Here is a 15,861-nt window from a genome sequence, read left to right on the forward strand (position 1 = left end):
TTTTTCATTCGTTGACTTCTGCCTATCTCCTTGATACCCTATTCATAAGGATAATTCCGGTTATTCCGTTGCGGGAAGCGTTATTTCTAATTTACCATATTACGCCCAGACAATCAAACACATGTTCCCATTTGCTAGGAGGCATTCAATTGTATTTATATCAAGATCAATTTGTACCAAAAACAGAAGTAGCCATCTCGCCCGATGATCGCGGATACTATTTTGGAGATGGAATCTATGAGGTATTCCGCGTCTATAACGGAGAGCTGTTTGAAGCCGAAGGGCATTACCGCAGACTGGAAAAAAGCGCAGCAGATGTCCGTATTTCCCTGCCATACAGCATCAAGGAGCTTCATGAAAAGCTGATCGAGCTCATTCAACTTAACCATCTGCAGGAAGGTACTGTCTACATACAAGTAACACGAGGCAGTGCCCTGCGCTCACATCCTTTTCCGAGTCAACCCGAGCCTGTCCTGATGGCGTTCACCACGGAGATGCAGCGCCCTATGCATAAGATGGATCAAGGGATAACCGCGGTAACTGCTGACGATATTCGCTGGCTTCGCTGTGATCTGAAGACATTGAATCTACTACCCAATGTAATGGCCAAGCAGGATGCTCTGGACCGTGGGGCTGAAGAAGTTATTTGGCATCGGAATGGAACCATTACGGAATGCAGCGCCTCCAACTTCATGCTCATTAAGAATGGAGAGCTGTGGACCCATCCGGCGAACAACCTGATTCTGCATGGAATTACCCGCGATGTCGTCCTGAAGCTGGCCCTACAGCTTCAACTGGTGGTACACGAAACTCCATTCCTATTAGATGAATTAAAGCTCGCAGAGGAAGCTTTTATAACCGGAACCACCGTTGAAATCACCCCTGTGATATCCATAGATAATGTCCATATTGCTCAAGGCTTGCCTGGACCGATCACGCGTCAACTGCAGCAAGCTTTCAGAAAGCACATCGGACTTGCTTAGGATTTTAATAACTTCTAATCTTGTATTTACCCTGAACCTTGTATATTTAAAACAGCTTTTGCTAGAAATAATACAAAAAAACCTCCGAAGCATATTATCTCCGGAGGTTCCATGTTTCATTAGCGTATTTGTCTGCCATTAGCTGCTCGGCCAATGCTATCTCGTAATCCGTTAACCCCTCTTCCACCAGCTCAACTCCCAAGCCTTCGGCCAAACCGATTCGAAAAGCATCCTCCACTTCAGGCAATGCTACAACAGCCCTTCCAAGATCGCGACACAGATCATTGATCGCTACCGCTTTATGTACAAATTGCTGCCGCAGCCGCTCCTGCAATCGCTCGCTTCTGAATAACAGCACCCGAAATAGCTGATCCACATCCATATCCAGCAAAATAGATCCATGCTGCAGCACTACCTGCTTTTGCCTCGTTTGCGCACTGCCTGCAATTTTACGTCCCTCGACAACCAGCTCGTACCAGGATGGAGAATCAAAACAAGCCGCTGACCCCATCGACTCATATTTGCGCTTATCGTCTTCACTTGCCAGCTGTACCATTTCGGCATCCAGCCCCAGCTTGCGAAAGCCAAGCACAAGCCCCTCACTCAGAACCCGGTAGGCCTCAGTCACACTTCGTGGAATTCCCGGATAATTCTCAGCCACAATTATACTATAGGTCAACTCCTGATCATGCAGCACCGCGCGCCCTCCCGTCGGACGTCGAACGAATCCCAAACCTTCCTGCTTTAATTGCTCGAAATTGATTTCCTCGGCTGCCCGTTGGAAATAACCAATCGACAGCGTAGCCGGATCCCAGCCATAGAATCGTACCGTTGGCGGCACCTTACCTTCACTATGAGCCGTCAATATTGCTTCATCCACTGCCATATTATAAGCAGGATGCTGCCTGCCTGATGAAAGAAACCGCCATTGCTTCGTCATATTCCTGCCTCCTCTTGAGCTTTATTTAGTGCTACCCACTATCATAATGCATCCGAACTAGTTATGAAAGTGCTTCTTTTCGTCCATACTACTACGTAATGCTAGCCTTCTACCAAGGTTCTTCCGAACGAGAAGCATGAAAGGAGACACTACCTGTGCAACCATCCGGCCCTAACGAATATATACGTCCCTTTAACGACCATGTCCAGCTGCATTTTGGACGTGACTGGTTTGAAGAACTGCACACGAAAGCGATGCGCAACGGGCCCTGGGATGATTGGACACTGTACCAGCTTGCCTATGAAGCTGAACAGGCCAGCCTGATTTCGAGCTTTGACGAGCTGCAATGCCTTGTGCATATTCAGAATGTGACTCCAATGAGCCATCAAATCGATACCGCCAAAAAAGTGCTGACCGAGATGCGCGGCCGTGCGATTCTTGCCGATGAGGTCGGATTGGGTAAAACCATCGAAGCTGGTCTCATTTTAAAAGAGTATATCATCAGAGGTCTCGTCAAAAAAGTGCTCATTCTGGTACCAGCCTCTCTTGTACTGCAATGGGTTCGTGAGCTGAACCAGAAATTTGCAATCCCTGCGGTTGCCCACAAAAAAGCCTACATGTGGGAGCAGGCCGACATTGTCGTCGCATCGATGGACACCGCCAAACGGGACCCGCATCGGGACATCGTACTCGGTCTCGAATACGACATGCTCATAATTGATGAAGCTCACAAGCTTAAGAACAAAAAGACGACCAATTACCAGTTCGTTACTGAGCTGCGCAAAAAATATTGCCTGCTGCTGACCGCAACTCCCGTGCAAAACGATCTGAAGGAGCTCTACAACCTCATCACCCTGCTGAAGCCAGGTCAATTAGGCGGACAAAGCAGCTTTCAGAGCAATTACGTAGTCGATAAACGCATTCCCAAAAACGAAGATCAGCTTCAGCATGAGCTGTCCAAGGTAATGATTCGCAATCGCCGCAGTGACGGCAATATTCATTTTACAAAGCGAGTTGTCCGGAACCTGACATTAAAGCTGTCACCGCAGGAGCAGGCGCTTTACGAGGGCGTGACTGCATTCGTAAAAGGACGGTTTGAGGATTCAGGTGGCGACTTCAGCAGTGCTTTATCACTGGTAACGCTTCAAAGAGAGGTGTGCAGCAGTCGTGATGCCGTATTCCTTACACTTGTGAACATGTTCAAAAAAACACCTGAGGATTCCCCCGCACGGCCCCGAATTTGGGAGCTGATCGAGCTGATCCGCAGCATCAAGGCAAATACGAAGGCAGAGGCCGTTATCGAGCTCATCAAGGAGATCAACGATAAGGTCATTATTTTCACCGAGTATCGCGCTTCACAGGAATATTTGATGCACTATTTAAAGGAGCACGGTTTCTCTGCAGTGCCTTACAGAGGCGGGATGAATCGCGGCAAAAAGGATTGGATGATGGATCTGTTTCGCAATCGGGCACAGGTGCTTGTCGCTACGGAGGCAGGCGGTGAAGGGATCAATCTGCAGTTTTGCCATAATATGATCAACTTCGATTTGCCATGGAATCCAATGCGGGTTGAGCAGCGAATAGGGCGTGTGCATCGGCTTGGTCAGACACATGATGTGCATATCTACAATTTGGCCACAGAAGGAACGATAGAACAATATATTTTGTCGCTGCTTCATGAAAAAATCAACATGTTCGAGCTCGTAATCGGTGAGCTGGATACGATATTGGAGCGCTTTGACAAAACGCAAACGCTGGAAACCCATCTGGCCAAAATGATATTAACCTCCCGCAGCGATGAGGAGATTCGTCGTAACATAGACGAACTGGGACACTCGATCTCGTCTATTCGTAATGAGACCCTTCAGCAGGTGCAGGATGCAGCTCCGCTTACCTTGATCCTGGATGCCTTAGGACAACCGATCATCCACGACACGGAGGTGCTTCCATGAAACCTGAGCAGATTGAACGGTTCGTTATGCGTTTCCTGCAAGCCGAGAAGTGCGATATTATCGAAAGGCATCCGGCTTATGTCACCGCCAAGCTTTCCCCATCGGCTGATAAGGAGCTTACCTTCCGCCCTTATTATTGGAGCTTTGTGGAGCGAACCGGAGTTGTACCGGAGACCATGACTTGCACCTTTATCTTTGATCCCGATGCCCACAAGGCAGTAACCCAGTCTGTACAACCAACTGCGAATCAACAACCGCAGGCCGTTGCCGGATATGTCACTTCTGGCGGGGTATCCCTACCCGCAACAGCTGCAGAACCATCAACTGGCAGTCCCGTATCGCCACAACCACAGTCACAGCCGGACAGCATCCTTGGGCGATATTTTGGATTTGTCCCCACACAGATCACCGCAAGGATTCCTAAGGATGAGGTCACCTTCGGGAGTCGTCGCTTGCTGCAGCTATTTGATGTTGTCCGCAGTAAAGGTAAATTTGTTCACCTGTATGAGCAGTTCATACCGGATCAACCCAAATCACGTACTACTTCGGCCTATGAGAACTGGCTGCAAGTTAATTTCAAGGTAGAGTTGGCCTGTGATATGAAGCGAAGCGAGATCCATTCACTGGGCATTCATTTGGGTACTGGCGAAATTCGCAGACAATTTCAAGAGCTGCTGCTAACCAGACAGCTAACACCTCGCTTACCTGCACACGTATTTCTGAATCCGGATACCATTACATTGGCACGCGCTGTCCTGTATCTGGAGCAGCACCTGGAACAGCTGCTGCGAGGATATGATCATCGATGGGCAGAAGAAGCAGGCAGCCGCTTGCAGGAGGAAATCGACCGGATTGACAGCTACTACAAGCCCTTAATCCAGAGCACCGAGCTTGAGCACAAGTCAGATATTGAACAGCAGTATACGAACCGGAGACAGGAAATCGAATGGCAGTATCGGCCGCGCATCATGATATCCGTCATCAACTGCGGTCTTTTTCATTTACAAACAGTGGGCATACACAGTAGATGACGTATTGTGCTACGTGACAGCAAAATAAGTAACAAACTTTGTTTATTTGAGATACAGGTTGTAACAAAATAATTAACACATATTCAGTACAATAGATGCATAGCGAAGCAACAGGAGATGTCGAATATCACGAGGACATCTAGAAAGCAGGTGAATTTATGGATAAAGCAAAACTATGGGTCATTTCTGTACTGCTATGGACAAGCCTTTCACTCCCATCTTCACTCTCGTCGGCCGCATTGCCGCTAGCTGCCCAGACTGTGCCTGTACCCGCTGCCATGCAGACCCCGCCTGATTCCAATAGTATTGTGCAGGCACCTTCCTTCATGGAAGCTGTCCAGCAATGGATGAAGCAGCTGTCAGCTGAACCAGGCTACAGCGCGTGGAAGCAGGCAACCTGGTCGGGCTACTCACTCGGACCCGGAACACACGGCTGGATTGTCCTCATACAATCTGATGGTCGTGATGCTGGCTATATGGTCATTCACGCTGCCGATCCGGCTAATCCCAACAAGTACCAGCTTACCGAATACGGCAGCGGCGGGAAGCCGCTGTTCAGCCTGCAAACTCTGTACCGTTCACTGGTACAGCTCGAACTTATACATAGCACTTATACGGTCCAGCCTTGGTACGTGAATCCTTTATATGCCCTATGGATTGTAGAATCTGGTGGTACTTATTATTACCTGGATGCCATCACCGGAGAATCCTTGCCCATTGGTCAGCTTGACCTGCTTCAGAAAAATACCGATCAAGCAAACGCTGCTGACACTTCCTTGCTTTCCGAGCATACGATAAAGCAGAGACAGGCAATTCCTTCCTTTGATCCCTATGAGAAGCTTCCTTGGATACAAGGTGTACCCGCAAGCTTTTCATCCTTTACTGAGCTTCAAGGTGAGCTTCAGCAGCAGCGAAAGCTAACTTACACGACAGAGCTTTACCAAACCAAAATACGCATGGTAGCCGCGGTTATCGGCTTCCATCAATGGTCCAATAATGAAGCGTTTCTACTGCTGGAACAGGATGGGCATCGTGCGATTCCCTACTCCTTCTTATCCCAATCTGGGAACCTTTTCCGATCCTCCCCTTAGGTTGTTCTCCTCCTCTATATAGAAAAGCTTCCTACCTGCTGTAATCGACTTTCCAGTCGATCAAGATGGCAAGAAGCTTTTCATTTTTTATAATATCAGAATGTTCAGCGGAGCTGAACATTCTGATATTGCAAGAAAAGCTACATTTAAAACACGGATGTATCTTCCTCGAATAGACTTCGATCAGAAGCTTTTCTTATTAAGCAGCCCTTTGAGCCACATGGCTATTGCATAAGGTACCATTCCAAACCAACGATACGGCCAAGGCTCACGGACCTTTCGGTGAATAGCTCTTGTTTGCTTGCGAATTTTTCTTGGGGTTTCCACATAATCCAGCAGCTTCTCTGTAACGTATGTGACCCATTCATCACCCTGTGCCAAACCTCAGTCACCCCCATATTTCAAGTGTAACCGTGATCGTCTGTTTGCAAACCTCTCAAGAAAGGGATCATCCTGATATAAGATTCCAACACTGCATGGATTTGCTGACACCCTAAAGCTGCCAGAGTAAAGAGCCTGCAAGGAGTGACAATGACGTTTACTTCATCATCTTATCCCTCTGCAGGCTCTCGCCAACACATGTATCCATCTACTTTTTCATTACAGCGGACTGAATTACATTTTTTCCGGTGCTTTCAACCCAATTAAAGTTAGCCCGTTGCGAATCGTAATTTGCGTACATCTGACCAAAGCCAATCTTGCTTGTCGAAGCGCTGCATCCTCAATCAGTATCGGGCTATCATGGTAGAATCGGTTAAAGCTTTGCGCCAAATCAACCAAATAACGACTGACCACTGAAGGCTCCAGCTTCTGCGCCGCTTGCTCCAGACGTTCCTTGAATACATACAGCTGTTTCAACAAAGCTTGCTCGGAGGCGTTAACCAGCACGTCGGCAGCATGATTCTCCAGCTTCATTGGAAGCTCCTCGCCAGCTGCTCGCTCGCCAGCTTTGCGCAGCACACTGCTCGCTCTGGCATGGGTATACTGGACATAGGGTCCTGTCTCACCCTCAAAATTCAATGCTTCCTCCCATGAGAAGACAATATCCTTGATCCGGTTATTACTTAAATCGCTAAAAATAATGGCACCCACGCCTACTTCCTGGGCAATCGCAGCTTTATTGTCCAGATCCGGGTTCTTTTGCTCAATGATTTCACTTGTTTTTTCAATAGCCTGCGTAAGCAGCTCTTCCAGTCGAATCACATTGCCCTTACGCGTAGAGAGCTTCGCACCTTCAAGACTAACCTTGCCGAAAGGCACATGCACAAGACGATTATGCCAATCGTAGCCCATCAGCTCGATAACCTTGAACCACTGCTGGAAGTGAAGACTTTGCCCGGCGTCAGTCACATAAATACATTTTTCAAAATCATAGGTGGCCTGGCGATAGACAGCCGCGGTCACATCACGAGTATGATACAAGGTACCGCCATCTTTTTTGATCATCAAGGCCGGTGGCATATTGTAGTCGTCCAAACGCACCAATTGCGCGCCTTCATCCTCTTCAAGCAGGTTCTTAGCCTTCAGCTCCTCAACAATAGCAGCCATTTTATCATTATAAAAGCTTTCGCCCGTGTACGCATCAAACTTCACGCCGAGCAGCTCATACATTTTTTCGAATTCCTTAAGACTGATCTCTACAAACCATTTCCACAGCTTAATTGCTTCCTCGTCACCCTGCTCTAATCGAACAAAGCACAGACGCGCTTCATTTTCCAGCTCTGGATTTTGCTCTGCTTCATCATGGAACTTGATGTACAAACGCTGAAGCTCTCCAATGCCTTCTGCTTCAACGGTAGCCTGTTCTCCCCATAGCTTGTACGCCACAATCAGCTTGCCGAACTGCGTACCCCAATCACCCAAATGATTAATTCCCACACAATGAAACCCAAGAAATTCGTGAATCTTGTAGATTGCATTGCCGATCATCGTCGAACGCAGATGTCCAATATGAAACGTCTTCGCAATATTAGGCGATGAAAAATCGATGACGATATTACGGCCCTGTCCGATATTTTGCGAACCGTAGCGATCCTGCTGCTCCAAAATCTCACCAATTACGCTGGATGCCAGGTGCCCAGGCTGTAAAAATACATTGAAGTACCCTGCAACCGCTTCTACCCGCTGAACAGCCGGATGCTGCTTCCAGCTTGCTGCCAGCTCCTCAGCGATCGCTTGCGGCGCTCTGCGCAGCAGCTTGCTGAACTTGAAGCATGGCATCGACAAATCCCCCATTTGCGGATTCGGTGGGTATTCGATCAGTTCCATGATCGTCGCTTCATCTACGCCCTCTAATTGTGGTCCTAATTGTGTTGCTAACAAATGCTTATAATCCATGAATGATATGCCCCTCTCTACAACAACTGCTTGTCCAATGATGAAACTGCCTTGTATGCAATAAAGCACCCCGGGACGGGGTGCTTGTTAGACTTCAGTCCCAAAATACCGTTAATTGTCTATGAACATTATAGCTATCCGCAAAAATCGAGTCAAGCAGCAAAGTAACAAGAACCCTTTAAGCCTTAATCAGCCAAACGAGCAGTGAACATCGATTTGGCCATACGGGATCCTTCACAGTAGATTTCAACCTCGATCTTGCAGTATCTTCGACTAAGCTCAATAATGTTAGGAACCAGGTCGATCACACTATCGATGGGTATGGGCAGCAGAAAAAAGTTCGATGAGCTGTCCAATATCAGGTTTCCCCTCTTCTCTTCTTTAACTATACGCATGGCAGCCTGACTCATCAAGGTTGTCATCAATCCTTCTGATACCATACCGACATGATTGGTCATTTGTGCGGATATCGTTCGGCGATAGAACAAATGTCCGTTCTTGTCACGCATTTTTTCCACACTGGACCAGAGCTGATCTTCAAAGGTTTCCCCGTTTTGCGGCTGCGTCTGTGCAAACTGAAGCGCCTTTAACACATCCTTGCGGCTGATGACACCAATCATTCGACGGTCTTTTCCGACTACTGGCAGCAGTTCTATCCCTTCCCACACCATCGTATGGCTGACATAAGCAACAGAGGCTTGAGACTCGATCGTCAGCGGATTTTTAGTCATGAATTGATCGACCGTTTGATCGGGCTCTGAGCCCCAGACGTCTCTCGTCGTAATCATCCCGATAGGTCTATATTGCTCGTCGACTACCGGGAAACGCGTATGTCCTGATTCTTCTATCAATTGCTGCACATGCGATACCTTATCTTTGGCATGGAGGACATACACTGGAGTATCTGGATCCGTTCTGAGTATGTCTTGAACCAGCATGATTTTCTTTTTAATCATTCTATCGTCAATGGCCCGATTAATCATCGTAGCCACTGTAAAGGTATCATAACTCGTAACGATGATAGGAAGCTCCAGCTCATCTGCCAGCTCTTTGGCTTCATCCAAGGGATGGAACCCCCCCGTAATCAGCACGCCTGCCCCCTGCCCCAATGCATACACATGAGCCTGCGTTCGGTTACCGACAATCAACAAATTATCCGGATCGATGTAGCGCTTCATCGCTTCAAGCTGCATCGCTCCAATGACGAACTTATGTAACGATTTATGCAATCCCTTGGTTCCACCAATGACTTCACCATCGACAATATTCACGACCTCGGCAAACGTCAGTTTATCGATCTTCAAATACTCTTTTTTCTCCACGCGAACCGTGCCAATCCGATCCTTCGTGCTGACGATACCTAAGCTTTCCGCTTCTTTAATAGCCCGATAGGCAGTTCCCTCGCTTACTTCAAGCGTTTGAGCGACCTTTCTAACCGAAATGCGCGTGCCAACACTTAATTCTTCTATATATTGAACAATTTGTTGATGTTTAGTGAGAAACTCCTGATTATCCTCGCTCATGCTTTTTCACCCCACGCTGCCGCTGTATCACTCTGTTTTTATATTATACGATAACAGCACAAAAAAACAGTTCCTTTCCCCATTCGGAAAAGAACTGCCCTAAATATTAATCATAACCGTCTCTACATTATTCCTTCACTGCTGGATAATTAAGTGTCAAATATACCGGTGATAATGGATAAAAGGTAGTTTCAGTGCACGCATAACAAACGGTGTAATAACAGTCAGCGAGCTCTTCCAGCTTCTCCCCGCATTTCGAGCAGCATTTATCAGGAAGCGATTCATAAAACGTGCTTGAATTAACCAACATCCATCCCATCTCCCTAATAATTAGTTATTGATCCTACAAGCCAATTCTGTATTAATACAGTTTATAATTTATTTTTTTATTGTATAACAAAAACTCCAACTGTACAATACTGTTTTACATATATTTTTTTGTTGTATAACAATATAAAAAGGCAGATCGAATTTACTCATTCGTCTGCCTTTTTATATACATATCGGATATGAATCAAGCGAAGGTAATGCACATTGAAACAACAAAAAAACCTTCAAAATGAATTGAAGGTTTTTCAGTACATATGATGCGGTCAAGAGGACTCGAACCTCCACGGGGGGTTAGCCCACACGGACCTGAACCGTGCGCGTCTGCCAATTCCGCCATGACCGCTTGTAGCGACAAGAGATAATATATCACGATCTTTTACTGATGTCAACGTTGTTTTTAATTTTTTTGTAAACAGGTTCATTTACACCAAATCCACACTAACCATCCAGCAACAATCCAGATAGGAAGCGTGAACAAAAGTCCGAATATGGTTCCTTTTAATGCTGAGCCATTGTCCGACATGCCCCCCACCTCCCTGTTTCCATATAGAGCGTCATACCGCTTTCCATACATTGTTGATGTATCCTATGCAGGCTTTTAAATTCGTATGACACATTCATCATGTTTGCATACAGGCTCCATATAATAGTCAAGAAGGGGGCGAATATATATGGTACTGCTTCAGCTGATGATCGGCATTACTGCTGCTTTATTTATATGGGGCTTTATTCGGATGTCGTTTCACAGCTTGTTATGGGTGATCGGTATTACTTTGGTAGTTAGCTTGCTAATACCAGGTGCCTTTGCCTTTATTAGCGGAATTTTGCTCATTTTTATCGGCATGCTTGCCGCGTTGGGTGTGCTGTTTATTATCGGGTCCTTTAAGAACTAAAGCTTATACCCATTCGTTATAGCGCTCCTCTGTGTAGGGCTGATAGTGATATTTGCGGTTCAGCTTCACAACATTACGATTCTGCTTACGGATGGCCACTGTTTCGTCATCCCAGGCGACCACGATCCCCCGAACATCATTTTTCGGATCAGCATCCCTGACCACGCGAAGCTTTGTGCCGTCTATACGGTATTGATCCAACTGCTCTTCACTAATCATGATTTGTATACCTCCCTTACATCCGTCACTAAGTATAGAATACACCAATCCGAGCACACAATAAACAGGACACGCTGCGCTACATGAACCCATCAAAGGAGAATGTTGACTTGGATAAAAAAAACTACTACGTAACCGTCGGCTCCAGCGAGATATTAGAACCACAAGAAACTATCGGTAATTTTGATTTTGAGATATTGGCCACCGAAGAGGAGATCGACCAACTGCAAGAGCTATTCGAAGAATCTGAGGACGCACAGGACGATACCTTTTTCAGGGCACACATCCCAATCCGGTTGTACCATAATGACAAAGAAAATGACGCGGCTGATTATTATCTCTCTCAAATCTACAGCAAGCTGTATGAGCTCGGTACAGATGAAACCAAAGCCCATATCAAGAACATGAACATTCTGCCTCTACAATAACCAGTATGCTGATACAACAAAAAACCTATTCCCACCAAGGAGAATAGGTTTCCCTACTATGGATCGTACCCAAATACGATTAGCTGACATGTTCTTTGGAATCATTGGTTTCAAACCAGTAATCCAATACCTTGCTTGACATTACGCGCTTGCTGATGTAATCAACTTGCTGTTCGGAAAAATTCTGCTGCCACTCTACCCCAAGCTCATTGCACAACTTCACGATGGTCAACAGCTCGGACCATGCCACATATCTTTTGTACCAAAAAAATTGAGGATGTTCAATCATATAGGGATACAGATCATCAAATTCTGTATGTTTACAATCGAGGGCACGTTCAAAGTGAATTTTCGCTTCGCTTAACTTGGTCATGAAAAAATCGTTTGGAATTTCATTCCCCATAGCAAATGCCTCCTCTCTTATGCATAATAGTATTATAAATGAAAATGCGTTCAGATGGAAGGCTTTCCAACTTTGAAAATTATTCATCCCCACACGAAAATTATTCGAAAATAATATTTCCATTCTCCATTGAAGAGATGCTTACCAACGATTCAACTCTGATTCCCGACTCCCTGATTGTTCGTCCGCCAGCCTGGAACGTTTTCTCAACAGCAATACCTACCCCTACCAAATGGGCTCCTGATCTGCGAATAATACGGATAAGCCCTCTCGCCGCGTCTCCATTCGCAATAAAATCATCGATCAACAGGATACGATCCTCTGCAGATAAAAACTCGCGAGCTACCATAATATCGGTAACAAAGCCTTTGGTAAAAGACGGAACACGCTCACTGTAAATTTCGGTCGTATCTGAGCTGACCGGTTTTTTACGACGGGCAAACACCATAGGTACATTCAAAATCTGTGCTGCCGCAAAAGCAATGGGAATTCCTGACGATTCAATCGTCAATATTTTCGTTACACCCTCTTCGGCAAATATAGTGGCAAATTCCTTACCCATCGCTGTTGTGAGCACAGGGTCCACCGCATGATTCAATATGGCATCCAGCTTGATCACTTCATTGGAAAGAACTTGGCCAACCTCTCTTATACGCTGCTTTAATAATTCCATCTCATATCCTCCATCCGAAAAATCCTTACTCGTTAACTTATCATAATGATATTCCGCGTTTCAAGTCCCACATCAATAAACTTTTGTAAGTTTCGAAACTTTCTGAGGGGGTAATACGTCAGATACAGTATATAGTGCCACAAAACAGCTGTTTTTTTCCAAATTGTCTGGAATTGGTCAAATTTACGCTTTGTTCTGGTCCCCTGTACAGAGTATGATTAGATTGGTTTTACATTTTAATGGAAGGCAGGATGCAGATGACAACGAAATCCAAATTACATACCTTGTCGCCAGCTACTATCGTCCTCATCTTACTATTATCAGGCTGCACCTATCCGACATCCGAGTCCGCTCATCAGCATCAACCCGGTACGCAGGATATGACACCTCAGCCCTTAACACTTGCAGAGCCTACACCTACTTCTCCATCGTCGCCTGCGGCTATTGACGAACCAGCACCTGCTGCGCCTCCTGCAGCGGCCAACGCCGCCAGTGACAAAGTATCCTTGGCAAGCGTGGAGCCTGCGGTCAAGTCGGAACCCTCGGTTAGCGAGGTCAAACCTGCACCTGCTAAGCCTAAGATCGACATTCGTGACCCCTACAATCAGGCAAAGCCGACGCTGCTCGGATTAACCTTGAATAGCTCGAAGGAAGGTGTCACGACTCGTTATGGCAAGCCCACTGAGCAATTCGTGATGGATGAAGATACGGATCCGATAACTGTGCTTGATTACAAGGACTTTCTAGTCGGATTTAACAAAAAGAATCAACTAACCTTCATCGACATTCGCAGCGCCGAAATCAATCCTGGATTGAATGGGCTGAAATTAGGGCAATCCACAAGCCAGGTCTTTGAAGCTTTAGGCAAGCCCGATACCAATACTAGCTTTGTCTTGACCTACAAGTCGACAGGTGCCGTTCTCAAGCTTGATATTGATCCCAAAACCGATAAAGTGAACTCGATCAAGTTGTTCACCCTTCAGGAGTAACACAAAGAAAAAGCCTTAATCGGATTTCTCCGGTCTAGGCTTTTTCTTTATGTTACTTGGTGAGAGATTTGGTTTTCCGGACACGCCAATAAATAATTAGCCCCACAATGACTACAACAGCAATGACAATACCGGTAATCCCCAAATAATGATGAACAACCCCCATAATTTTCGGAGCGTTCACTCCAATAAAATGCCCCAAGGTCAAAAATGTCATACACCATATGAGCGCTCCGCATCCGGCAAACAACAGATAACGCCATAATTTCACACCACTTACACCTGCCCAATAGCAGGTAAAGTGCCTTATACCCGGTATATAGTAACCGAACACAACCGTCCACAGACCGTATTTTTTAAACCAGCTTTCGACAAGATCCAGCCTCTCAGGCGTCAACTTCACCCATTTTCCGTATTTATATAAAAAGGGCTTGCCAACTGTATTTCCCAAGTAGTAGCTGACTATCATTCCAACCATCGTACCCGCAAAGCTGGCCAAAAGTGATTTTCCAAAAGAAAGCGGCCCGTCAATCGTAGTCAAAGAACCCACAGTCGTCATAAGAATTTCATCAGGAATAGGTATACCCACAATCCCAACAGCCAGTAAACCAAATAGAGCGATATACCCATAACTTTCAATTAGTAGTAAGATTTCATCCAGCACCAGGACACGCTCCAGCATAAGATATGGTATAACGAATAAATTGGCATTCATAATCAAGTGGACATCATCTATTTTAACAGAAGTGCGCCAATTACCCAAATTCATGTCATGATATCATCCGGTCATTCATACCTTGTACTGTTCTGCATAGAACAAGCTGTATGAAGGGTGGACATCATTGCATGAGAAAGCTTGGACGCATCATACAAGTTGGTTTTACTTACGCCGGTACAGTTGTGGGTGCCGGATTTGCAACGGGGCAGGAAATATTGCAGTTTTTCACCAGATACGGTTGGCCTGCTACCCTAAGTATCTGCCTGTCTACTTTATTGTTTGTTGCGCTCGGGATCAAGCTGATGCTGCTTGCACATGACCTTAAAGCCCGTTCCTATGAGGATATGAATACCTTCTTATTCGGGCGTTCTATCGGCAGGTGGACCAATCTGTTTACACTTTTTACGATGCTGGGCGTCTCCTCTGTCATGCTTGCGGGTGCCGGCTCGGTGTTTGAAGAACAATTCCATTTGCCTTATCAGTGGGGGTTGTTCATTACGTTGTGTTTATCCTATTTGATTTTGACTAAAGGTATGCAAGCCATTATGGCCGTCAACTCTGTCGTCGTACCGCTTATGCTCTGTTTTATCGGAATGGTGGTTTGGCACACTTGGAGCTTGCCCGGCTCTGGTAACTGGCTGGAGCTTACCTCTGACTTCAGCCTCGGTCAAACCGGCCTTTCTCCCCTGCTGTACGCTGCTTTTAATCTATCGATGGCACAGGGAGTGCTCGTCCCTCTCGGCGGCCAAATTAAGGATCGTCATACGCTATATTGGGGGGGAGTAACGGGAGGACTGATCATCGGACTGATGCTCTTGGCTGGTCACTTCGCCTTATCAGCTCAAATGCCTGGCATTGCTCAATTCGATATACCGATGGGACAGCTCATTTCCAGTATAGGGTGGGTATGGCAGCTGCTTTTTGCATGTGTCATCTACGGTGAAATCTTCACTACCTATATTGCTGATTTGTTTGGTATAACCAAACAAATGGAGCAGCATTTCCAAATTTCACGCGTATGGATCGTGCTGTCTCTATTATTATTTACCTATATAATCAGTCAGTTTGGGTTTAAATCGCTCCTCGCCACCTTGTATCCGCTCTTCGGGCTGTTCAGCCTTGTCTGGATGTTCATGCTGATCTGGCCCAGAAAACGTGGATTCCACACGAACTAATGAGAGGACAAGGGATAACCTCAGCACCATAAACAGCATCCCAAAAAGCATGAATACAAAGCCGCATACCAGATATCCATAATGGTACAAAGGGTAGCTCTGGGCATCACGAATCACAGCCAGCACATCAGCTAAAAGAAACAAGCTTCCAATCGTAAAAACGCCAATTAAAGCGT

17 protein-coding genes and 1 tRNA gene are annotated in these 15,861 nt (G+C 46.1%); 8 read left to right on the forward strand and 10 right to left on the reverse strand.

Features of this window, described 5'->3' with window-relative positions; translation table 11 throughout:
• The first annotated feature begins 149 nt into the window (after positions 1 to 149).
• On the forward strand, positions 150 to 983 hold the full coding sequence (gene dat / locus NST47_RS26470; RefSeq protein ID WP_341157806.1) for a D-amino-acid transaminase: 834 nt from the start codon (positions 150 to 152) through the stop codon (positions 981 to 983).
• A 94-nt stretch (positions 984 to 1,077) separates the two neighbouring features.
• Here dat and NST47_RS26475 read toward each other — a convergent pair whose 3' ends face one another.
• Positions 1,078 to 1,923 (reverse strand): lipoate--protein ligase family protein, encoded by an 846-nt coding sequence (locus NST47_RS26475; protein ID WP_076229247.1) that lies wholly within the window; start codon positions 1,921 to 1,923, stop codon positions 1,078 to 1,080.
• 155 nt (positions 1,924 to 2,078) lie between these two features.
• Between NST47_RS26475 and NST47_RS26480 the strand changes: the two genes are divergently transcribed.
• The 3 genes from NST47_RS26480 to NST47_RS26490 all read left to right on the forward strand — a co-directional run bounded on the left by NST47_RS26480 (position 2,079) and on the right by NST47_RS26490 (position 5,997).
• Positions 2,079 to 3,875, forward strand: coding sequence for a DEAD/DEAH box helicase (locus tag NST47_RS26480; RefSeq protein ID WP_341157807.1), 1,797 nt, complete (start codon positions 2,079 to 2,081; stop codon positions 3,873 to 3,875).
• A complete protein-coding gene (locus tag NST47_RS26485; RefSeq protein WP_341157808.1) occupies positions 3,872 to 4,906 on the forward strand; it encodes a YqhG family protein in 1,035 nt (344 codons plus the stop codon). The genes NST47_RS26480 and NST47_RS26485 overlap by 4 nt, the downstream gene beginning before the upstream one ends.
• Positions 4,907 to 5,064: 158 nt before the next feature.
• Positions 5,065 to 5,997 (forward strand): hypothetical protein, encoded by a 933-nt coding sequence (locus NST47_RS26490; protein WP_341157809.1) that lies wholly within the window; start codon positions 5,065 to 5,067, stop codon positions 5,995 to 5,997.
• 183 nt (positions 5,998 to 6,180) lie between these two features.
• Here NST47_RS26490 and NST47_RS26495 read toward each other — a convergent pair whose 3' ends face one another.
• From NST47_RS26495 to NST47_RS26515, 5 genes are all read right to left on the reverse strand, one after another.
• On the reverse strand, positions 6,181 to 6,378 hold the full coding sequence (locus NST47_RS26495; RefSeq protein WP_341157810.1) for a YqzE family protein: 198 nt from the start codon (positions 6,376 to 6,378) through the stop codon (positions 6,181 to 6,183).
• 234 nt (positions 6,379 to 6,612) lie between these two features.
• Entirely contained in the window at positions 6,613 to 8,334 is a 1,722-nt protein-coding gene (gene argS, locus NST47_RS26500; protein WP_341157811.1) for an arginine--tRNA ligase, read from the reverse strand.
• Positions 8,335 to 8,519: 185 nt separating this feature from the next.
• On the reverse strand, positions 8,520 to 9,857 hold the full coding sequence (locus NST47_RS26505) for a DRTGG domain-containing protein (RefSeq protein ID WP_341157812.1): 1,338 nt from the start codon (positions 9,855 to 9,857) through the stop codon (positions 8,520 to 8,522).
• A 127-nt stretch (positions 9,858 to 9,984) separates the two neighbouring features.
• Positions 9,985 to 10,176 (reverse strand): protein YhfH, encoded by a 192-nt coding sequence (yhfH, locus tag NST47_RS26510; protein WP_341157813.1) that lies wholly within the window; start codon positions 10,174 to 10,176, stop codon positions 9,985 to 9,987.
• 269 nt (positions 10,177 to 10,445) lie between these two features.
• Positions 10,446 to 10,530, reverse strand: a tRNA-Leu gene (locus NST47_RS26515).
• A gap of 328 nt (positions 10,531 to 10,858) precedes the next feature.
• Here NST47_RS26515 and NST47_RS26520 point away from each other — a divergent pair.
• Positions 10,859 to 11,080, forward strand: coding sequence for a hypothetical protein (locus tag NST47_RS26520; protein WP_076229239.1), 222 nt, complete (start codon positions 10,859 to 10,861; stop codon positions 11,078 to 11,080).
• Between the two features lie 3 nt (positions 11,081 to 11,083).
• On the opposite strand, the gene NST47_RS26525 is transcribed toward NST47_RS26520, so the two are convergent.
• Complete coding sequence (locus NST47_RS26525; RefSeq protein ID WP_341157814.1) at positions 11,084 to 11,299, reverse strand: hypothetical protein; 216 nt, start codon at positions 11,297 to 11,299, stop codon at positions 11,084 to 11,086.
• Between the two features lie 110 nt (positions 11,300 to 11,409).
• Between NST47_RS26525 and NST47_RS26530 the strand changes: the two genes are divergently transcribed.
• Positions 11,410 to 11,727, forward strand: a complete 318-nt coding sequence (locus NST47_RS26530) for a hypothetical protein (RefSeq protein ID WP_076229237.1) — start codon at positions 11,410 to 11,412, stop codon at positions 11,725 to 11,727.
• 79 nt (positions 11,728 to 11,806) lie between these two features.
• On the opposite strand, the gene NST47_RS26535 is transcribed toward NST47_RS26530, so the two are convergent.
• Positions 11,807 to 12,130, reverse strand: coding sequence for a hypothetical protein (locus NST47_RS26535; RefSeq protein ID WP_076229236.1), 324 nt, complete (start codon positions 12,128 to 12,130; stop codon positions 11,807 to 11,809).
• 100 nt (positions 12,131 to 12,230) lie between these two features.
• A complete protein-coding gene (locus NST47_RS26540) occupies positions 12,231 to 12,803 on the reverse strand; it encodes a xanthine phosphoribosyltransferase (protein ID WP_341157815.1) in 573 nt (190 codons plus the stop codon).
• A 257-nt stretch (positions 12,804 to 13,060) separates the two neighbouring features.
• Between NST47_RS26540 and NST47_RS26545 the strand changes: the two genes are divergently transcribed.
• A complete protein-coding gene (locus NST47_RS26545) occupies positions 13,061 to 13,792 on the forward strand; it encodes a DUF4309 domain-containing protein (RefSeq protein ID WP_341157816.1) in 732 nt (243 codons plus the stop codon).
• Positions 13,793 to 13,844: 52 nt separating this feature from the next.
• Here the strand turns inward: NST47_RS26545 and NST47_RS26550 are convergent, their stop codons facing one another.
• Positions 13,845 to 14,561, reverse strand: coding sequence for a DedA family protein (locus tag NST47_RS26550; RefSeq protein ID WP_341157817.1), 717 nt, complete (start codon positions 14,559 to 14,561; stop codon positions 13,845 to 13,847).
• Positions 14,562 to 14,638: 77 nt separating this feature from the next.
• On the opposite strand from NST47_RS26550, the gene NST47_RS26555 reads away from it, so the two are divergent.
• The gene (locus tag NST47_RS26555; protein ID WP_341157818.1) at positions 14,639 to 15,685 is read left to right on the forward strand and encodes a YkvI family membrane protein; all 1,047 of its coding nucleotides are present in this window, start codon (positions 14,639 to 14,641) and stop codon (positions 15,683 to 15,685) included.
• Positions 15,686 to 15,861 lie beyond the last annotated feature (176 nt).

Origin of the sequence: Paenibacillus sp. FSL H8-0034, assembly GCF_038000305.1 — a bacterium.
Classification (GTDB): domain Bacteria; phylum Bacillota; class Bacilli; order Paenibacillales; family NBRC-103111; genus Paenibacillus_S.